This window comes from Kribbella sindirgiensis (assembly GCF_004331435.1).
Lineage (GTDB): Bacteria > Actinomycetota > Actinomycetes > Propionibacteriales > Kribbellaceae > Kribbella > Kribbella sindirgiensis.
The window spans coordinates 364,151-384,133 of the sequence record NZ_SJKA01000005.1 but is presented as its reverse complement, the minus strand read 5'-3'; the positions used below and the strand labels follow the sequence as shown (position 1 = coordinate 384,133).

The 19,983-nt window shown below is 69.0% G+C and carries 18 protein-coding genes; 14 read left to right on the top strand and 4 right to left on the bottom strand.

Annotated elements, in window-relative coordinates:
- Positions 1-13: 13 nt before the first annotated feature.
- Positions 14-1,417 carry a 3' terminal RNA ribose 2'-O-methyltransferase Hen1 gene (locus E0H50_RS16815; RefSeq protein ID WP_131289236.1) on the top strand — a complete coding sequence of 468 codons (1,404 nt, stop codon included), beginning with the start codon at positions 14-16 and terminating at the stop codon, positions 1,415-1,417.
- Positions 1,414-3,936, top strand: coding sequence for a polynucleotide kinase-phosphatase (locus tag E0H50_RS16810; RefSeq protein WP_131289234.1), 2,523 nt, complete (start codon positions 1,414-1,416; stop codon positions 3,934-3,936). The genes E0H50_RS16815 and E0H50_RS16810 overlap by 4 nt, the downstream gene beginning before the upstream one ends.
- A 179-nt stretch (positions 3,937-4,115) precedes the next feature.
- On the opposite strand, the gene E0H50_RS16805 is transcribed toward E0H50_RS16810, so the two are convergent.
- Genes E0H50_RS16805 through E0H50_RS16795 form a run of 3 tightly spaced genes read right to left on the bottom strand, consistent with a single transcriptional unit; the run spans position 4,116 to position 6,084 of the window.
- A complete protein-coding gene (locus E0H50_RS16805) occupies positions 4,116-4,769 on the bottom strand; it encodes a hypothetical protein (protein ID WP_131289233.1) in 654 nt (217 codons plus the stop codon).
- Positions 4,766-5,413: a hypothetical protein gene (locus tag E0H50_RS16800; RefSeq protein ID WP_131289231.1), complete on the bottom strand. Its 648-nt coding sequence runs from the start codon at positions 5,411-5,413 to the stop codon at positions 4,766-4,768. Before E0H50_RS16800 ends, E0H50_RS16805 begins: the two co-directional genes overlap by 4 nt.
- Positions 5,414-5,451: 38 nt before the next feature.
- On the bottom strand, positions 5,452-6,084 hold the full coding sequence (locus tag E0H50_RS16795) for a hypothetical protein (RefSeq protein WP_131289229.1): 633 nt from the start codon (positions 6,082-6,084) through the stop codon (positions 5,452-5,454).
- A 118-nt stretch (positions 6,085-6,202) separates the two neighbouring features.
- Between E0H50_RS16795 and E0H50_RS16790 the strand changes: the two genes are divergently transcribed.
- The 9 genes from E0H50_RS16790 to E0H50_RS16750 all read left to right on the top strand — a co-directional run bounded on the left by E0H50_RS16790 (position 6,203) and on the right by E0H50_RS16750 (position 15,975).
- Positions 6,203-8,050, top strand: a complete 1,848-nt coding sequence (locus tag E0H50_RS16790; protein WP_131289227.1) for a glycoside hydrolase family 127 protein — start codon at positions 6,203-6,205, stop codon at positions 8,048-8,050.
- Positions 8,050-9,747 (top strand): ABC transporter substrate-binding protein, encoded by a 1,698-nt coding sequence (locus E0H50_RS16785; protein WP_238151012.1) that lies wholly within the window; start codon positions 8,050-8,052, stop codon positions 9,745-9,747. Before E0H50_RS16790 ends, E0H50_RS16785 begins: the two co-directional genes overlap by 1 nt.
- On the top strand, positions 9,744-10,691 hold the full coding sequence (locus tag E0H50_RS16780) for an ABC transporter permease (RefSeq protein ID WP_131289225.1): 948 nt from the start codon (positions 9,744-9,746) through the stop codon (positions 10,689-10,691). Before E0H50_RS16785 ends, E0H50_RS16780 begins: the two co-directional genes overlap by 4 nt.
- Positions 10,688-11,671 carry an ABC transporter permease gene (locus tag E0H50_RS16775; RefSeq protein ID WP_131289223.1) on the top strand — a complete coding sequence of 328 codons (984 nt, stop codon included), beginning with the start codon at positions 10,688-10,690 and terminating at the stop codon, positions 11,669-11,671. Before E0H50_RS16780 ends, E0H50_RS16775 begins: the two co-directional genes overlap by 4 nt.
- The gene (locus E0H50_RS16770) at positions 11,668-12,471 is read left to right on the top strand and encodes an ABC transporter ATP-binding protein (protein ID WP_131289221.1); all 804 of its coding nucleotides are present in this window, start codon (positions 11,668-11,670) and stop codon (positions 12,469-12,471) included. The genes E0H50_RS16775 and E0H50_RS16770 overlap by 4 nt, the downstream gene beginning before the upstream one ends.
- Positions 12,468-13,286 (top strand): ATP-binding cassette domain-containing protein, encoded by an 819-nt coding sequence (locus tag E0H50_RS16765; RefSeq protein WP_202868178.1) that lies wholly within the window; start codon positions 12,468-12,470, stop codon positions 13,284-13,286. Before E0H50_RS16770 ends, E0H50_RS16765 begins: the two co-directional genes overlap by 4 nt.
- Complete coding sequence (locus E0H50_RS16760; protein ID WP_131289219.1) at positions 13,283-14,560, top strand: alpha/beta fold hydrolase; 1,278 nt, start codon at positions 13,283-13,285, stop codon at positions 14,558-14,560. The genes E0H50_RS16765 and E0H50_RS16760 overlap by 4 nt, the downstream gene beginning before the upstream one ends.
- 55 nt (positions 14,561-14,615) lie before the next feature.
- On the top strand, positions 14,616-15,302 hold the full coding sequence (locus E0H50_RS16755) for a GntR family transcriptional regulator (RefSeq protein ID WP_131289217.1): 687 nt from the start codon (positions 14,616-14,618) through the stop codon (positions 15,300-15,302).
- A 166-nt stretch (positions 15,303-15,468) separates the two neighbouring features.
- On the top strand, positions 15,469-15,975 hold the full coding sequence (locus E0H50_RS16750) for a hypothetical protein (RefSeq protein WP_131289215.1): 507 nt from the start codon (positions 15,469-15,471) through the stop codon (positions 15,973-15,975).
- Positions 15,976-15,999: 24 nt separating this feature from the next.
- Here the strand turns inward: E0H50_RS16750 and E0H50_RS16745 are convergent, their stop codons facing one another.
- Entirely contained in the window at positions 16,000-16,983 is a 984-nt protein-coding gene (locus E0H50_RS16745) for a carbohydrate kinase family protein (protein WP_131289213.1), read from the bottom strand.
- Positions 16,984-17,078: 95 nt separating this feature from the next.
- Between E0H50_RS16745 and E0H50_RS16740 the strand changes: the two genes are divergently transcribed.
- The 3 genes from E0H50_RS16740 to E0H50_RS16730 are packed head-to-tail and all read left to right on the top strand — an operon-like array spanning position 17,079 to position 19,952.
- Positions 17,079-17,714 (top strand): O-methyltransferase, encoded by a 636-nt coding sequence (locus E0H50_RS16740; RefSeq protein WP_131289211.1) that lies wholly within the window; start codon positions 17,079-17,081, stop codon positions 17,712-17,714.
- 10 nt (positions 17,715-17,724) lie between these two features.
- On the top strand, positions 17,725-18,369 hold the full coding sequence (locus E0H50_RS16735; protein ID WP_131289209.1) for an ABC transporter ATP-binding protein: 645 nt from the start codon (positions 17,725-17,727) through the stop codon (positions 18,367-18,369).
- Positions 18,366-19,952 carry a DUF6297 family protein gene (locus E0H50_RS16730; protein ID WP_131289207.1) on the top strand — a complete coding sequence of 529 codons (1,587 nt, stop codon included), beginning with the start codon at positions 18,366-18,368 and terminating at the stop codon, positions 19,950-19,952. The genes E0H50_RS16735 and E0H50_RS16730 overlap by 4 nt, the downstream gene beginning before the upstream one ends.
- Positions 19,953-19,983: the final 31 nt, after the last annotated feature.

Sequence of the window (19,983 nt, the reverse complement as noted above, 5' to 3'; positions counted from 1 at the left end):
ATCGAATACCACGGTGTTCCTGACGATTGGCACCGATCTGGCCGGAGTGGACGCGCCCGCGAGTGATTTCGGGTTCCTGTTGCACAAGAACCCGGCCCGTCCGCAGGCGATCGAGGTCACCGGGGGATCGGCCCATGTGTTCTACCCGGAGGCGACCGGCGAGCGCTGTACGGCGGCGGTGCTGCTCGAGATCGACCCGATCGGCCTGGTGAAGGCCGGCCGTGGCAAGGCGGCCGAGGGCTTCACGCTCGGGCAGTACGTCAATGACCGCCCGTACGCCGCCTCCAGTCTGCTCGCCGTCGCGCTCGGAAGACTCTTCCGTACGGCGATGAACGGCCGCTGCGACGCCCGCCCGGACCTCGCCGCCCGCCCGATCCCGCTCGAGGTACACGTCCCGGCGCTGCCGTGCAACGGCGGTGCCGACCTCGCGGAGCGGTTGTTCGCCCCGCTCGGCTGGACCGTCGACGCCCGCCCGGTGCCGCTCGACCCGGAGGTCCCGGCCTGGGGTGATTCGCGGTACGTCGACCTGCGGCTGACCGGCGTGCTGCGGCTGGCCGACGCACTCAAGCACTTGTACGTGATGCTCCCGGTCCTCGACGACGCCAAGCACTACTGGGTCGGCTCGGACGAGGTGGACAAACTCGTCCGCGCCGGCGAGAACTGGCTGGCCGCTCACCCCGAGAAGGACCTGATCTCGCACCGCTACCTCGCGCACCGGCGCTACCTCACCGATGCCGCCCTCGAACGGCTGGCCGAGGTGGACGGGGTCGAACTGCCCGAGGAGGACGCGGAGGACGAGGGGCCGGTGTCGCTGGCCGTCGAGCGGCGTACGACGGTGGTCGACGTACTGCGGGAGCTCGGTGCGCGGCGGATCGCGGACGTCGGATGTGGCGAGGGCGCGCTGGTCGGCGAGCTGCTCAAAGACCCCATGATCGGTGAGCTGATCGGGACCGATGTGTCGGTGCGGGCGCTGATCGCGGCCAAGCGGCGGCTGCACTACGACGACCTGCCGGATCGCCAGCGGGACCGGCTGACGCTCCTGCAGTCGTCGGTCACGTACGCCGACGAGCGGCTCGCCGGGCTCGACGCCGTCGTACTGATGGAGGTCGTCGAGCACGTCGATCCGCCGCGGCTGCCTGCGCTGGCGGACTCCGTCTTCCGCGCGGCACGGCCCGCCGCGGTCGTCGTCACCACTCCGAACAGCGAGTACAACGTGCGCTTCCCGTCGCTCCCGGCCGGCAACTTCCGGCACCCGGATCACCGCTTCGAGTGGACCCGCGCGGAGTTCCGGACCTGGTCGCAGCAGGTCGCGGACCGCTGCGGGTACAGCGTGCAGTTCCGGCCGGTCGGCGCCGAGGACCCTGAGGTAGGACCGCCGACCCAGTTGGCGCTGTTCCGCCGGGAGGAGGCCCGATGAAGATCGACGTACCAGCGCTGTGCCTGGTCGTGCTGGTCGGCGCGAGCGGCTCCGGCAAGTCGACGTTCGCGCGCAAGCACTTCCTCGGTACCGAGGTGATCTCGAGCGACTTCTGCCGCGGGCTCGTGTCGGACGACGAGAACGATCAGAGCGCTTCGAAGGACGCCTTCGAGGTGCTCAACTTCATCGCCGGGAAGCGGCTCGCCGCCGGGCGGCTGACGGTGGTCGACGCCACCAACGTCCAGCCGGACGCCCGCAAGGAGCTCGTGAACCTGGCCCGCGAGTACGACGTACTTCCGGTCGCGATCGTGCTCGACCCGCCGGAGCGGGTGTGTGTCGAGCGGAACGAGCAGCGGGCCGACCGGCAGTTCGGGGCGAAGGTGGTCACCCGGCAGCGCTCGCAGCTGAAGCGTGGTCTGCGCAGCCTGAAGCGGGAAGGTTTCCGGACGGTACATGTCCTGGACAGCGTCGAGCAGATCGATGCCGTCAGCATCGAACGGACGCGGCTGTACAACGACCTGACCGACCGGAACGGCCCGTTCGACATCATCGGCGACGTGCACGGGTGCCGTCCCGAGCTGGAGCGGCTGCTCACTGATCTCGGGTACACGCTGACCCGCGACGACGCCGGTCGACCCATCAACGCCGTCCACCCGGAGCGGCGGGCGATCTTCGTCGGCGACCTCGTCGACCGCGGCCCCGATTCGCCCGGCGTACTCCGGCTCGTGATGGGAATGGTTGCGGGCGGCAACGCCTACTGCGTGCCCGGAAACCACGAGGACAAGCTGCTGCGCGCGCTGCGGGGCAAGAACGTGAAGGTCAGCCACGGCCTCGAGACCACGCTGGAGCAGCTGGCCGCTGAGTCTGCCGAGTTCCGTGATCAGGTCGCGGCGTTCATCGACGGGCTGATCTCGCACTACGTGTTCGACGACGGCAGACTCGTCGTGTCGCACGCCGGCCTCGTCGAGCGGATGCACGGCCGTACGTCGGGACGCGTCCGCTCGTTCTGCCTGTACGGCGAGACGACGGGGGAGACCGACGAGTTCGGGCTGCCGGTGCGCTACCCGTGGGCGAACGACTACCGGGGTCGCGCGATGGTCGTCTACGGTCACACACCGACGCCGGCGCCGGAGTGGATCAACAACACGATCTGCCTGGACACCGGCTGTGTGTTCGGCGGATCGCTGACCGCGCTGCGCTACCCGGAGCGGGAGCTGGTGGCGGTGCAGGCGGCCGAGGAGTACTACGCGCCGGCGAAACCGTTGCATGTGGCAACAGCGCCGGCGCGCGAGCCCGACGTGCTCGAACTGACCGACGTGACCGGTCGCCGGGTGATCGAGACCGCTTCCCACGGACGGCTCAGCATCCGGGCAGAGCAGGCCGGCGCTGCGCTGGAGGTGATGAGCCGGTTCGCGATCGACCCGCGGTTCCTGCTCTACCTGCCGCCGACCATGAGCCCGATCGCGACGTCGCCGGAGCCGGGGTTGCTGGAGCACCCGCGGCAGGCGTTCGAGACGTACCGGGGCCAGGGTGTCACCGAGCTCGTGTGCGAGGAGAAGCACATGGGTTCGCGGGCGGTCGTGCTGCTGACGCGGGACGACGACGTGGCCGAGAAGCGGTTCGGTCTGGCCGGGCGCGGCGCGATCCACACGCGCACCGGCCGGTCGTTCTTCGACGCCGAGCTGACCGACGAACTGCTGCTCCGCCTCCGCGCGGTCGCCGCTGCCGCCGGTGTCTTCGACGAGCTCGACACGTCCTGGCTGCTGCTCGACGCCGAGCTGCTGCCGTGGAGCGCGAAGGCCGAGGACCTGCTGCGGAACCAGTACGCCGCTGTCGGCGCGGCCGCCCGTACGTCGTTGCCAGCAGCAACCGCCGCGCTTCGAGCAGCTGCTGCTTCCGGGCTGGACATGGGCGATCTGCTGTCGTCGGCCGAGCGGCGTACGGCGAACGCGGAGCGGTTCACGGCGGCGTACCGACGGTACTGCTGGCCGACCGACGGGCTCGACGGGGTACGCGTCGCGCCGTTCCAGGTGCTGGCGTCCGAAGGGGCGACGTACCAGGAACGACCGCATGCTTGGCATCTCGGCATCGCGGACCGGATGGTTGCCGCGGGCCCGGAGTTGATCACGCCGACGCGGCGGCTGTTCGTGGACGCGGACAGCTGGGACGCCGGTATCGCGTGGTGGGAGGAGCTGACCGGGGCCGGGGGAGAGGGCATGGTGGTGAAGCCCGCGGCGAATCTGACCCGCACGGCGAAGGGTCTCGCCCAGCCGGGGCTGAAGGTGCGCGGGCAGGAGTATCTGCGGCTCATCTACGGACCCGACTACACCGAGCCGGCCAACTTCACCCGCCTCCGGGATCGCAACCTGGGCCACAAACGCTCCCTCGCCCTTCGCGAGTACGCCCTCGGCCTGGAGTCCCTCGACCGCGCTGCCCGCGGCGAACCGTTGTGGCGCATCCACGAATGCGTCTTCGCCGTACTCGCCTTCGAGTCCGAACCGATCGACCCGCGCCTCTAACCCCACGCGCAGGCGGACTGGGCTCCGGACCTGTTCCCAGCCACCAGCACCTGTCCTCACGCCCCGGCAACCGGCGGACTGTGGCTACCCGTGGGCGCGGTCAGCCGGTTGCCGGGGGAGAGACACCTTCTGGGTGCTGCGGACAGGGAATACCAGGTGCGAGCCCACCACGACCTGTCTCACGACCCCGGAGTCCACCGCACGCGTTCGCGTCGGCGCACGGCGACGAGGGTAAGGACGCCGATGGTGAGCATGGTCGCGGGGAGCGCCATGAGTGGGATGAGCGGGTCGTTGTTGATCAGGAGTGCGTTGCCGACGGCGGTCGGAGCGAGGCCGATCACGACGGGTACTGCTGCCTGCCGATCGCCGCGATGCACGACGTACAGGATCAGTGGCGTGAACAGCCAGGCGACGAGCAGAAGCAAGAAGGCGACTTCCGCAGCGTCGAAGCTGAGGCCGGCGCCGTTGTCCAGTAGCCAGCCGAAACTGCCGACGGCGAGCGTGACGATGGCGACCGCCGCCGGTGACCACCGCAGAGCGGTGCGCAGATCGAGCGACCGGCGCGCTGCGGCGATGGCGAGATAACAGGCGATCACCACGAGCTCGGCGAGCGCGGCCGCGAGAACGAGGTCCAGCGGCTCGGCGGTCCGTCGCACCACGTCGGTCGACGGCGGGCAAGCATGGTCCTGGCACGGGATGTGATCAGGCGGAACGACCAGGTAGGCGACCAAGAGCAGGGGAATGCTGAGGAAACTCACCGCGGCGGTGACCCGGAACAGGCTGCCGGCGGGCCTGGTCGGCGAGCGGCGGAGGTCGAGGCGCGGGGCGGTCACGACACCACGACGGCGTGCTGACGTCGACGCAGGAGCAGGACGGTGGTCAGCGCGATGATGAGCATCGCGGTCGGCAGTGCGGCGATCGGGCTGTCCTCGAGCGCGAAGAGGCCGGCGACGGCGGTGGGTGCGAGGCCGATCGACACCGGTAGGACCGCACGCCGGTCACCACGGTCGACGACGTACAGAACCAGTGGCGTGAGCAGCCAGAGCGCGAGCAGGAGCAGGTAGCCGAAGCCGGTGGAGCCGAGGTCGCCCAGATCGACCTGACTCTCGTTTAGCAGCCAGCTGAAGCCGCCGGTCGCCAGCGCAACGGCGGCGACCGCGGCCGGCGACCAGCGCAGGCCGGTGCGGAGGTCGAGCGTCCGCCGTGCGGCGGCGCGTGCGAGGTAGGCAGCGATCACGACGAGTTCGACGGCCGCCGTGATGACGAGGACGGCCGCGCTGCTGACCGACATGCCCATCGAGTCCACAGACGGGGGACAGGGTTGCACGACGCAGTTGACCTCGACGGAATTCGGCAGCACCACACGGAGCCCCCAGAACAGGGGAAGAGTCAGCACGCTCGCCGCGGCGGTGACGCGGAACAGGTTGCCGACGGGCCTGACAGGCCGACGGTCGAGGTCGAGGCGCGGGTCGGTCACAGGAACCACGATGACGTGCCAAGGGTCCACCCAGCGGCTCACTCGCGTCGGCGCACGACCACAACGGCGACCACCGCGACGACGAGCATGACGGCCGGCAGGGCGCCGATCGGGGCCTCCGGGACGACGTACGCGTTGACGGCCGCTGTCGGCGCGAGACCGATCACGACCGGGATCACCGCACGCTGATCACCGCGATGAACGCCGTACAAAGCCAGTGGGGTGAACAGCCACAACGCGAACAGCAGGACGAGGCCGGGTCCTACGGAATCCGGGCCGCTCAGGTCGCCCCCGTCGATCAGCCAGCCGAAGCCGCCGACGGCCAGAGCGACGATGCCGATCGCGATCGGCGACCAGCGGAGCCCGGCGCGCGGGTCGAGAGTCCGGCGGGCGGCGGCCCAGGCCAGGTAGCAGGCGATTACCACGAGTTCGACGCAAGCCGTCGCCAGGAGGGGCCCCAGTTCGTTGAGGAATCCGCCGGCTGTGTCGAGGCTCAGGGGACAGGGCGCATTACCGTCTCCGGTGCACGATTCGAGCTCGGCCAAGGGGAACAGCAGGTAGGCCTCCCAGACCAGGGCGAAAGACAGGAAACTCACCGCGGCGGTGACGCGGAAGAGGTTGCCGGCGGGTTTGGTCGGCGGGCGGCGGAGGTCGAGGCGTGGGGCGGTCACGGAAACACGATGCCGTCGCGGAGGGCCACCAGGTCGTGACGGGGTGGATCGTTTCCGGCGTGTAAACGTCTTTCGTCGGGGGTTGGCAAGGTGTGACATTGCACTTAAGGTCTGTGCAATGTCACACGGTACAGACGTCAGCGTCGAGCTGACCGGAGGGTTGCTGCACGACTGGCAGCAGCGGAACCGGCGAGCGACGATCCCGCACGCGATCGCCGAGCTGCGCAAGGCCGGGAACCTGGAGAACCTCCGGCGGCTGGCCGACCCGTCGGTCGGGCCGTACCGCGGGCGGTACCCGTTCCTGGACACCGACCTCTACAAGACGCTCGAGGGCCTCGCCTACGAGGTGGATCGCGAGGACGGGGCGCCGGCCGGCGCGCGGGAGTTCTTCGACGAGGTCGTCGAGCTCCTCGAGCAGGCGCAGGCCGACGACGGCTACCTGAACTCGTACTTCCAGGACCCGGACCAGCCGAAGCAGCCCTGGTCGGACCTCGGCTGGGGTCACGAGCTCTACAACCTCGGCCACCTGATCCAGGCCGCCGTCGCGGCGCAGCGTCGATTGTCGGACGGCCGATTGTTGACAATCGCCCGGCGGTTCGCGGACCTCGTCGTCCGGACGTACGGCGTCGACGGTACGGAGATTGTCGACGGTCATCCCGAGGTCGAGATGGCGCTGGTCGAGCTTTATCGTGAAACTGGCGACGAGGACTACCTCACACAGGCCCGCCTGTTCGTCGACCGGCGTGGTCAGGGGAAGCTCGAGCACACGATCTTCCCGGGGGAGTACTTCCAGGACCACGTGCCGTTCCGCGAGCTGCCGTCCGTCACCGGGCACGCGGTGCGGATGGCGTACCTCGCGGCGGGCGCGGCCGACGTACACCTGGAGACCGGGGACCCGACGCTGCTGGCTGCGCTCGAGCGGCTGTGGGACGACATGGTCGCGACGAAGCTGTACCTCACCGGCGGGCTCGGCAGCCGGCACTCCGACGAGGCGATCGGCGACCGGTACGAGCTGCCGTCCGAGCGGGCGTACGCCGAGACGTGCGCGGCGATCGCGACGATGCAGTGGGCGTGGCGGATGTTCCGCGCCACGGGCAAGGCGTCGTACCTCGACGTGTACGAGACGGTGCTCTACAACGCTTATGCCGTTGGGCTTTCGGCCGAGGGTACGGCGTTCTTCTACGACAACCCGCTGCAGCGGCGGCCGGATCATGAGCAGCGCTCCGGGGCGGAGGACGGTGGCGAGCTGTTGCGGCGCGCGTGGTTCGGCTGCCCGTGCTGCCCGCCGAACATCATCCGCTGGATGTCCGAACTCCAGGACCACATAGCAGTTGCCCGCGACAACGTTCTGTACGTCGGCATCTACGCCGGCGCCCGGATCACCGCGGACGGTCTCACCGTCAACGTCTCCACCAACTACCCGTGGGACGGCGAGATCACGCTGACCGTCGAGGACGCGCCGGCCGAGGAGCGAGCAATCGCCCTGCGCATCCCGCGCTGGGCTTCGGAGGCGCAGCTCGACGGACAGCCCGTAGACGTCGGCTGGGCAGTAACCACCAGAAACTTCAAGCCTGGCGACGTGCTGCGGCTGACGTTGCCGATGGGACCTCGGGCGCATGGGTCGCATCCGTATCTCGATGCGACCCGGGGTGCGATCGCCGTGGCGCGAGGCCCGCTGGTCTATTGCGTCGAGCAACAAGACGTCGAGGCCCCGGTGGACGACCTGTTGCTGACACCGGCCGCTGTGCACCGAGCGGTCCCGCGGGAGCGGGACGGCCACCTCGTCCTCGAGCTGACGGCCGGTGTCGCGCCGGCTCCGGCGCCCGAGCTTTACCCCGTACTCACCGACCAACCCCAGGAATCCGCCTCTCATGAAGTGCCGGTGACATTCACGCCGTACTTCCTCTGGGGAAACCGTCAGGCCCTGGCCATGCGTGTGTGGCTGCGAACCGAAAGAGACGACTGATGAAGAGAACTTCCATGCTGGTGGGGCTCGTGGCATCGGCGGCGCTCGCGCTGACCGCGTGCGGCGGCAACGCCTCCGGCGGTGCGAGCGGTGAGTCCGCCGGCCCCGGTGCCAAGGCCGCGCAGGGCGGCACGCTGCAGGTGCTCGCGAACGCCGCGTTCTCGCACCTCGACCCGGCCCGCGGTTTCGACGGCGGTGTCAACAACTTCTACCGGCTGATCTACCGCACGCTCACCACCCAGGGCGCCGCACCGGGAGCCGACGGCACCAAGATCGTGCCGGATCTCGCCACCGACACGGGCAAGCCGTCCGACGGCGGCAAGACCTGGACGTTCACGCTGAAGGACGGCCTGTTCTTCGAGACCGGTGCGCCGATCACGAGCGCCGACGTGAAGTGGGGTGTCTCGCGGGCGTGGGATCCGGAGATCGGCATCGGTTCGCCGTACGCGAAGCAGCTGATCGACGCGCCCGCGTCGTACCAGGGCCCGTACAAGTCCGGTGAATTGCCGACAATCCTCACACCGGACGCGAAGACGATCGTGTTCCACCTGAAGAAGCCGTACGCCGACTTCGGCAGCGTGGTCGCGCAGAACACGTTCACGCCGGTGCCGAAGGGGCAGGGCGCGGGCAACGCGCTGGACAGCAAGCCGATCGCGTCGGGACCGTACAAGGTCTCCGAGTACAAGCCGGGCGCGGCGCTCAAGCTGGTCCGCAACGACAAGTGGGACAAGAAGACCGACGACGTACGGCAGGCGAACCCGGACGCGTTCCAGTGGACGTTCGGCCTCGACCCGGCGACGATCGACGAGCGGATGATCGCCGGCCAGGGCACCGACGCCGACGCGATCGCCGGCACCATCCAGGCCGCCACGGTGGCCCGGGTCCAGACCGCGCAGCTCAAGCAGCGCACGATGAGCGGTCTCGGCGGCTGTACGACGTACATGGGGCTGAACTCCACGAAGAAGCCGCTGGACAACGTGAAGGTGCGGCAGGCGATCAACCTCGCGGTCAACAAGCAGACGGTCCGCGACGCGGTCGGCGGATCGACCCTCGCCGACATCGCCACCAGCATCCAGCCGCCGACCATCGCCGGCCGGGTGGACTACGACCCGTACCCGAGCCCGGACCACAAGGGTGACGTCGACGGCGCCCGCAAACTGCTCACCGAGGCCGGTTTCGCGGACGGCTTCACGATGACGCTCGACACCCGCGCGCAACCGAAGATGCAGGCGATGGCGGTCGCCATCCAGCAGGCGCTCGAGCCACTGAAGATCACCGTGAAGATCAACACCATCGACACCGCGACGTACTACGAGGTGATCGGTACGACGTCACAGCAGCACGACGCGGCGATCACCGGCTGGTGCCCGGACTGGCCGTCCGGTGCGACGTTCCTGCCGCCGCTGTTCGACGGCCGCAACATCACCCCGAAGGGGAACAGCAACCTGGCGCAGCTGAACGACCCGGGCGTGAACGCGAAGATCGACGAGATCGCCAAGCTGACCGACGTCCAGGCCGCGAACAAGGCGTACGGCGAACTGGACAAGCAGATCATGGCGCTGGCGCCGGTCGTCCCGCTGCTCTACGAGAAGGTCCTGATGATTGTCGGCAGCAACATCGGTGGCGCCTACCTGCACGACGGTTTCTCCGGCGGCATCGACCTGGTGTCCGTGGGTCTGAAGGACGCCGGGAAGTGACAGCAACCCCGGCACTCGTCGAGGTCGAGGAGGCGGCGCCGTCATCGGCGCCGCCCACCTCGGGCAAGCGAGTTCTCACCAGGATCACGCGGGACAAGGGTGCGCTGGCCTGCCTGGTGTTCCTGGCGATCGTGGTCCTGATGGCGGTCGCCGCGCCGCTGATCACCAAGATCAGCGGCTGGGGGCCGTACCAGTTCGACTCGGCGGCGATCAACTCGGACCTCGGCGGCGTCCCGCACGGCGCACTCGGCGGGATCAGCGGCTCGCACTGGTTCGGCGTCGAGCCGCAGAACGGCCGCGACCTGTTCGCCCGGATCGTGTACGGCGCCCGCGTCTCGATCACCATCTCCTTGTCTGCAACCTTGCTGACCGGGATCCTCGGCGTCGTGCTCGGCATGCTGGCCGGGTTCTACCGCGGCTGGGTCGACCAGGTCATCTCCCGGCTGATGGACTTCCTGATGGCGTTCCCGGCGCTGATCTTCATGATCGCGATCCTGTCGTCGCTGCCGTCCGGGAACCGCCCGGTGCTGCTGGTCGTGGTGATCAGCGCGTTCGGCTGGCCGTACCTCGCGCGGGTGATCCGCGGTCAGACGATGACGCTGGCGAACCGTGAGTTCGTCGAGGCGGCGCGGGCGTCCGGGGCGAAGGACTCCCAGGTGGTGTTCCGGGAGATCCTGCCGAACCTGCGCGGCTCGATCGTCGTGATGACGACGCTCGCCATCCCCGGCTACATCGGCACCGAGGCGGGTCTGTCCTTCCTCGGTGTCGGTGTCTCGCCGCCGACCGCGTCCTGGGGGCAGATGATCTCGAGCTCGGTGAGCTGGTACTCGGTGGATCCGATGTTCTTCGCGATCCCCGGCCTGTTCCTGTTCCTCACCGTGCTCTCGCTCACCGTCCTGGGCGACAAGATCCGCACCCTTATCGACCAGGGAGAAGCCGCATGACGCGCTATGTCCTGGGCCGGCTCGGGGGCGTCGTACTGATCCTGCTGGCCGTGTGCCTGTTCACGTACCTGATCTTCTTCAAGCTCTCGCCGGATCCCGCGGTGATGATCTGCGGCAAGACGTGTACGCCGGAGCGCATCGACTCGATCCGTACCGTGCTCGGGCTCAACCAGCCGTTGCTCACGCAGTTCTGGGAGTTCCTGAGCGGGATCTTCGCGGGCCGCGACTACGGCTCGGTGCACTGCTCGGCGCCGTGTCTCGGGTACAGCTTCCAGACCAACGAGTCGGTGTGGAGCATGATCACCGCGCGGCTTCCGGTCAGCATCACGGTCGCGGTCGGTGCCGCCGTACTGTGGCTGCTCGTCGGGGTGATCGGTGGTCTGGTCAGCGCGGTCAAGCAGGGCACGTGGTGGGACCGGTCCGCGATGGGCCTCGCGCTCGGCGGTGTGAGCGTGCCGAACTACGTGCTCGCGCTGGTGCTGCAGTACGTGCTGGTCGTGAAGCTCCAGGTGCTGCCGTTCCCGTCGGCTGTGTCGTTTGTTGACAATCCGGCAGTCTGGTTCGAGTCGTACCTGATGCCGTGGGTCGTGCTCGCCGTCGGCTACGCCTGTCTGTACGCACGGTTGACCCGGAGCAATGTCATCGACACGTTGGCCGAGAACTACTACCGGACCGCGCGGGCCAAGGGACTGAGCGGCGCGCTGATCATGCGCCGGCACGCGTTACGTCCCGCGCTGACACCGATCACCACGATCTTCGGGATGGATTTCGCCGGCCTGCTCGGCGGTGCACTGATCACCGAGACCGTGTTCGGGCTGAACGGGATCGGGAAGATGGCCGCCGACTCGATCGCCAAGAACGACCAGCCGGTGATCATGGCGGTCACGCTGCTCGCCGCCTTCTTCGTTGTCATCGGCAACGTCGTGGTGGACCTGCTGTACACGGCCCTCGATCCACGGGTCCGGGTGGTGTCGGCATGAGCGACGAATTGTTCGTTGTCGACAATCTGACGGTCACCTTGCCGACCAGCCGGGGACCGGTCGACGTGGTGAAGAACGTGTCGTTCACGGTCGGCCGGGACGAGACGGTCGGGATCGTCGGCGAGTCCGGATCGGGCAAGTCGATGACCGCCCTCGCCGTCCTCGGGCTGCTGCCGCGCGGCGCCCGGACGTCGGGCAGTGTCCGGCTGGACGGCGCCGAGCTGCTCGGGCGCTCGGACCGCGACCTCAGATCCGTGCGGGGTAACGCGATCTCGATGGTGTTCCAGGACCCGCTGTCGTCGCTGAATCCCTACTACACGGTGGGTCTGCAGATCGCCGAGATGTACCGCACCCACCGCGGTGGATCGCGGAGCGCGGCGCGGAAGGTCGCGATCGAGGCGCTGGAGCGGGTGCACATCCCGGACGCGGCGCGCCGGGTCGACCACTACCCGCACCAGTTCTCCGGCGGGATGCGGCAACGGGTGATGATCGCGATGGCGCTGTGCTGTTCGCCGTCGCTGCTGATCGCGGACGAGCCGACGACCGCGCTGGACGTCACCGTGCAGGCGCAGATCCTGGAGCTGCTCGCCGAGCTGCAGTCGACGACCGGGACCGGAATGATGTTCATCACCCACGACCTCGCGGTGATCAGCTCGATCGCCCAGCGGGTGCTGGTGATGCAGTCGGGTGATCCGGTCGAGTACGGGACCGCGGAGCAGGTGTTCTCGGACCCGCGGCACGAGTACACGCGGATGCTCCTGGACGCCGTATCGCGAATCGATGACGAGGTGCTGTCGTGACGTTGTTGAAGGTGCAGGGCGTGACGAAGGAGTTCGTCACCCGCGGCGATGGCGCGATGGCCAGGAAGTCGACGTTCACCGCGGTCGACGACGTGAGCTTCGAGGTCGAACTGGGCGAGACGCTCGCGATCGTCGGTGAGTCGGGCAGTGGGAAGTCCACCACGGCACGGATCGCCGCGCGGCTGCTGGAGCCGACCAAGGGCAGCGTGGTGTTCGACGGGCAGGACGTGACGCGGGCCAGCGGCAAGGAGCTGGCCACGTTCCGGAACAACGTGCAGGTGGTGTTCCAGGACCCGTTCTCGTCGCTCAACCCGCGATACACGGTCGAGCGGATCATCACCGCGCCGCTCACGTACCAGGGGATCGCGCCCGCCAACGGCCGGCGCGCGTTCACGCAGGAGCTGATGGAGCGGGTCGGGCTGAACCCGGACCACTGCCGGCGCTACCCGGCGCAGTTCTCCGGCGGGCAGGCGCAGCGAATCGGGATCGCCCGGGCGCTCGCGGTCAACCCGAAGCTGGTGATCTGCGACGAGGCGGTGTCGGCGTTGGACGTGTCGATCCAGGCGCAGGTGCTGGAGCTGCTGATGCGGCTGCAGCGGGAGAGCGGGTTCAGCTACGTCTTCATCGCGCACGACCTGGCCGTCGTACGGCAGATCGCGCAGCGCGTCGCGGTGATGAACCGGGGCAGAATCGTCGAGGTGGGGACACGGGACCAGGTCTTCGGGGATCCTCAGGACTCCTATACCAAGACGCTGCTGGCCGCCGTACCGCGGATCAACCCGGAGTGGGACGCCAAACGAAGGCAGGCTCGATGACCAGCTACACGATTCCAGGTATGCACGTCCGCGAGCACGAGATCGCGGTGCCGCTGGACTGGGCGAACCCGGGCGAGTCGATCACCGTGTTCGCGCGGGAGCTGATCGATCCGGTGCGGAAGCACGAGGACCTGCCGTGCCTGCTGTTCCTGCAGGGCGGTCCCGGCGGGAAGGGACCACGGCCGACCGGTGTGTCGGGGTGGATCGAGCACGCGTTGAAGAAGTACCGGGTCGTCCTGATGGACCAGCGCGGCACCGGACGGAGTACGCCGGTCAGCGGCCGGCGGATGGCGTCGATGTCGGCCGCGGAAGGCGCCGACTACCTGGCGTGCTTCCGGGCGGACTCGATCATTTCGGACGCCGAGCAGCTGCGGACCAAGGTCTTCGGCGGCCGCCGCTGGTCGACGCTCGGCCAGAGCTACGGCGGGTTCCTCACGCTCACCTACTTGTCCAAGGCACCGGACGCCTTGACCGCGTGCTACGTGACCGGCGGGCTCGCGTCGATCGACCCGTCGGCGGCCGAGGTGTACCGGCGGACCTATCCGCGGGTGGCGGCCAAGAACCGGGAGTTCTACCGGCGGTACCCGCACAACGTGGAGCGGGTCGGCCGGATCGCGGACCGGCTGGCCGAGTCCGACGTACGGCTGCCGGACGGCGATCGGCTGACGGTACGGCGGCTGCAGTCGCTCGGGATCGACTTCGGGATGAAGCCCGGGTACGAGCGCATCCACTGGCTGATCGACGAGGCCTTCGACGGCGACGAACTGTCCGACGGGTTCCTCGGTCACGTGCTGGGAGCGTCGTCGTACCTCGACGGACCGCTGTTCGCGGCGCTGCAGGAGAGCATCTACGGATCCGGTGACGGCGCGACCGGCTGGGCGGCCGAGGCGGAGCGGGCGCGGCATCCGGAGTTCGCCGAGGACGCGCGGCCGCTGCTGTTCACCGGCGAGATGATGTACCCGTGGATGTTCGCGGAGATCCGCGGGCTGCGGCCGTTCCAGGGCGCGGTCGAGGCGTTGGCACAGCGGTCGCGGTGGTCCGAGCTGTACGACCTGGAGCGGCTGGCCGCGAACGACGTACCGGTGGCGGCCGCGGTGTACTTCGACGACATGTACGTCGACTCCGGGCTGCAGCTGGACACCGCGCACCGGGTCGGCAACGTGCAGGCATGGGTGACGAACGAGTACGAGCACGACGGGCTGGGCACGCAGCGGGTCTTCGAGCGGCTCACCGAGCTGGTCGCCGCCATCGGGGGTGGCATCCCTGACCAGTGACGACCGGTGCTTCACAATAGGCCACGAAATCTTGCCGGGCCCCAGGAGGTGAACCATGGCTGCCGATTCGATCGGACCGCTGCCGAGCGTACGGCGGCTGGCGCACCGCGAGAACCTGCGCGACAGCGTGGCCAACGCGCTGCGGGCGGCGGTGATCTCCGGCGAGCTGAAGCCGGGGGAGGTGTACTCGGCGCCGACGCTCGGCGCGCGGTTCGGGGTCTCCGCGACGCCGGTCCGCGAGGCGATGCTGGACCTGGTCCGCGAGGGCCTGGTGATCTCGCTGCGGAACAAGGGCTTCCGGGTCACCGACGTGTCCGACGAGGACCTCGACAACCTGGCCGCGCTGCGCCAGCTGATCGAACCGCCGACGATCCGGGACGTGGTCCCGGCGATCCCGGCGAAGGACTACCCGCGGCTGCGGCAGCTCGCCGAGGACATCGTGACGGCGGCGCAGGCCGGCGACCTGATCGCGTACATCGAAGCGGACCGGGTCTTCCACGTCACGCTGCTCGCGTACTCCGGCAACCAGAAGCTGGTCGACGTTGTGTCGGACCTGCGCTCCCAGACGCGCCTGCTCGGCCTCACCCCGCTGGTCGAGAGCGGCCGGCTGGTGCCGTCCGCCACCGAGCACCACGAGCTGCTCGACCTCGTGGAGGCCGGCGACGGCGAAGGAGCCGAGCAGCTCATGCGGCGCCACATCGGCCACGTCCGGGGCCTGTGGGCCCGCTCGCAAACCAACTGACAACCGGCGCGGGGACACCCTTTGGGGTCTGGGCACAGGCTATTTCGTGTCTCCACACACCAGCGCCTGTTCCCGGTCCGAACCGCCGTCCCGGCGGGGCATCGGGCCGGTGACAGGTTGCGGCCACTCGGGTCACTGACGTCTGGGGTGTTGGGACGCTGGCGGTATGGGTGAGCTGCGGTGGGCCGGTGCGGTAGGTGCGGTAGGCGTGGTGGGTGCGGCGTTGGTGCTGGCGGGATGTGGCGGTGGCGGGTCTGGGACCTGGTCGGACGCTGGGTCGGCGCCGGACAGCAGTACGCCGACGTCCGTCGTCACGCCGCCGCCCGCACCCACGCCGACTCCCACGCCGACTCCCAAGCCGACCGTAAAGCCCACGCCGACTGTGAAGCCGAAGCCGGTGGTGCCCGAGGCGGACTGCACCGGGACGCTCAAGGACGGCCGGTTCGACTTCTCGGGCACCAACATCTTCATCTCCGACCAGGGCTTCACCTGCAACGGCGGGCAGATGGTCGGGTACGAGCGGCACAAGACCGCCGTCACCTTCTACGTCGGCAACAAGCACGTCACGCTCGGACCGAAGAAGTCCGCGGCGATCGGCGGCTACCGGATCCGGGTCAGCATCGCGAACAGCAAACAGGCCACGTTCACGGTCGACCGGATCACCTCGACCTAGAACGAGACCTAGAACGAGACCTGGCTAGGAGATCGCCCCCAGCGCCTGCTTCGCGGTGGCGGCAGCGTCGGCGCCGTACGTGCCGGTGAGCCGGTCGAGGAAGCTCGGGTGGTCCAGGCTGTACTCCTGGGTGCCGACCGTCTCCAGCACCGTGGTCGCCAGCGTGCAGCCGAGGTGGGCGGCCGCCTCGTGGTCGAGGCCCCCGGCGCGACCGGTGAGGTAGCCGGCCCGGAAGGCGTCGCCGCCGCCCGTCGGGTCGACCAGGTTCGGCGCGGGTACCGCCGGGACCTTCGCGAGGATGCCCGTGGAGTCCTCGATGACGACGCCGTCGCCGCCGTGCGTCGTGACGCGTACGCCGACCCGCTCGAGGATCTCCTCGTGACTCCAGCCGGTCTTCTGCACCATCAGCCCGGCCTCGTACTCGTTGCTGAACAGGTACGCCGCACCGTCGACGAGCTTGCGGATGTCGTCACCGTCCATCCGCGCCATCTGCTGCGACGGGTCGGCCGCGACCGCGATCCCGTGCTGCTTGGCCAGCTCGGTGTGCTTGAGCATCGCGGCCGGGTCGTCGGCGCCGATCAGCACCAGGTCGACACCGCCCGCGGCCTGATGGATCGCGCCCAGGTCGAGTTCGCGCGCCTCGGCCATCGCGCCGGTGTAGAACGAGGCGATCTGGTTCGCGTCGAGGTCCGTCGTACAGGTGAACCGGGCGGTGTGGACGCCGCTGCAGACGCGGACGTGCGAGATGTCCACGCCGGCCGCCGTCAGCGCCGCGCCGTACTCGGCGAAATCGGCGCCGACCGAGCCGACCAGCAGCGACGGGAACCCGAGCTGGGCCATGCCGTAGCAGATGTTCGCGCCGACGCCGCCGCGGTGCACGACCAGCTCGTCGACCAGGAACGAGAGGGAGACCTTGTGCATCTGCTCCTCGAGGAACTGGTCCTTGAACCGTCCCGGGAACGTCATCAGGATGTCGGTCGCGATCGAGCCGGCGACGGCGATGCGCATACGGGGTGCTCCCTCGAGGTGGGGTGGGTGTCAGGCATGAGAACAACCCATAGAGACTACAGGCGACCGATCTAATACACGGAGGGGTGACTTTTATGGGCCATCAGGTACCGGTGACCGAGGAACTGCACGACTACATGCTCGCCCACGGCATGCCGCTGGACGAGATCGCCACCGAGCTGCGCGCCGAGACCGAGAAGCTCGGCAGCCCCGCGGGGATGCTGACCACCGCCGACCAGGCCGGTCTGCTGACCACGTTGACCCGCCTGATCGGCGCCCGCCGCGCGGTCGAGATCGGCACCTTCACCGGGTTCTCCGCGCTCGCGATCTCCCGCGGGCTGCCGGACGACGGCGAGCTGATCTGCCTGGACGTGAGCGACGAGTGGACCTCTATCGGCCGCCCCTACTGGGAGCGGGCCGGGGTCGCGAGCAAGATCGACCTTCGGATCGGCGACGCGCACGAGTCGGTGGCGAAGCTCGACGGCGAGTTCGACCTGGCCTTCGTCGACGCAGACAAGGACTGGTACATCCGGTACTTCGAGACAGTGCTGCCGCTGATCCGGTCGAACGGGCTGTTGCTGTTCGACAACACGCTGGCCGGCGGCCGGGTGGTGGACGCGGACGGTCCGGCGGACCGCAAGGAGTTCAACGCGCACGTCGCGAAGGACGATCGGGTCGACGTGATCATGCTCGGGATCGGCGACGGGCTGACGCTGGTCCGGAAGAAGTGAGCCGCACCAGATGAGCAAGAAGGCGGCGCCCCGGCTGGCGGTGACGGATCTGCAGCACAAGTACGGCGACCGTCCGGTGATCGAGGGCCTCACGTTCACGTTGCGTGCCGGCCAGGCGATCGCGCTGGTCGGTCCGAACGGTGCCGGCAAGACGACCGTGCTGAAGTGCATCGTCGGCGCGGCCGAACCGGCGGCCGGGAAGATCCTGCTCGACGGTCAGCCGATCGACGAGCGCGCCGAGGCGGTCCGCCGGGACGTCGCCACCCTGCTCGACGACCTGGACTTCTTCCCGGACCTGACCGCGGCCGAACATCTCGACCTGCTCGCCCGCGCGCACGGCAACTCGTCACCCGAGGACCTGGTCGACACGACGCTGCACGACATCGGTCTGCTGCCGGCCGCCGACCAGTTGCCCGGTTCACTGTCGTCGGGCCAGCGCCGCCGGCTCGCGCTGGCCACGGCCCTGGTCCGCCCGCGCAAGCTGATGGTCCTCGACGAACCCGAGGCCCGTCTCGACACCGGCGGCGTGCAGTGGCTGTCCGACCGGCTCGTCGAGGAGAAGAAGGCCGGTACGGCGATCCTCTTCGCCAGCCACGACCCGGCCCTGGTCGAGACGGTCGCGGACTCCGTCGTCACCCTCACTCCGCTGCCATGAGCGCTGCCGACGGGCCGGTGCGGTTCGACCCTTCGGACTTCGGGACGATCCCGTCGTCGCGGGCGCTGCGGTCGTGGATGCGGACGACGCGACGGCAACACGCGGACCGTTCGTTCTGGGAGATCTTCGAGGACGTGTACCTGGTCCTGTTCACCCTGGCGATGGTCGGCGCGACGGGCGGCAACGTCGTACGGCACCTGAACTCGAACGCGGCCGGCTGTACGTCGTCGACGTGCGGGCAACTGACCGCGTGGATCCCGTGGATCGTCCTCCCGTTGCTCCTGGCAACCACGATCCGCGTGCTGCTCGCCGTCGGCCCCGTGTCGGCATCCCGCGCAACCGGCTTCTGGCTCCTCGCAACCCCGGTCAACCGAGCGGCCCTACTACGCCCGGCGTACCGCCTGGTGATTGCCTCGATCGCGGTGATTGCCTCGATCGTCGGTGCGGTCATCTGGGCCTTGCTGGGTGCCCCGTGGTTCGACGTGTTCACGGCGGCACTGTTCATCGGGTCGTTGCTCGTGTTCGCCGGGCTCGTCACGGTGTGGGCGCAACAGACCGCACGGCGGGCGCGGTGGACGCTGCGCGTCGCGGACCTGCTGCTGCTCGCCGCCGTCGTACCAGCGGTGGCGCTCGCCCTCCGCCCGCGACCGAGCCCAGGCATCACCACCGCGAACGTGATCGTCTCGACCTTTACCGGTGACGCGCCTCGCACTCAGCTGGGGCTTCGGGCCCTCAGCGACGCCGACGCGGTGACGTCCGGGCAGTTGAGCTTCCTGATGGTGTGCGCAGTGCTGGTCGCGGTGTGCGTCGTCCTCGCCATCCTGGTCTCGCAGACTCTGGATCGGTTGGGTCGGGTGAGCGTGATTGCCGGGGGTGAACTGCTGGCGGGGCTGGCTGGGGCGGCTAGCAGTCTTGATATCAGCATGCTGGGTGACGTGATCGCCAGTCGGCACTGGCGGTTGAAGGGGCGGGTGCGCTCGCGTCGCGGTCGGGGTGCGGACGGCGCGGCGATCGTGCAGCGCGAGTTCCATCGGATTCTGCGCTGGCCGCGGCGGATCGCGGTCGCGTTCGGGCTGCTCGTCGTCCCGTACGCAGTGCACGGCGCCGGCTTCCACGTCCTGGTACCCATCGCGGCCGCGATCGCCGGCTTCATCGCCGTACGGCCGATGCTCGACGGCCTCCGCACCGCGTGCCGCTCGACCGGCCTGGTGCGCGCGCTCGGCTGGGACCTCCGCGAGTTGCGCGTGGTGATGGCCGTCGTACCCGGCCTGTTCACGATTGTCTGGGCGGCCTGCGCCTATCCCGCGATCGGCAGCGCGACCTCCTGTTTCGCCGTCGCTGCCGGCGTCATTTCCGGGACCGTCCGGCAGGCGTCCGCCCGGCCGCCGTCGTACGCCGGACCGCTGGTCACGTCCCCGATGGGCGCGATCCCGCCCGGCCTGTTCTCCCAGCCTGCCCGCGGCTTCGACCTCCTGGTGTTGTGCCTGGCCCCAGTCTTGTTCAACCTCAACAGTCTCTGGGTCATCCTGATCCCGACCGTCGTCCTGATGCTGATGTTCGCGATCCGCCCCAAAACCGGCTGACCAAACTGACTGACCGGTCAGTGGTGGTTGC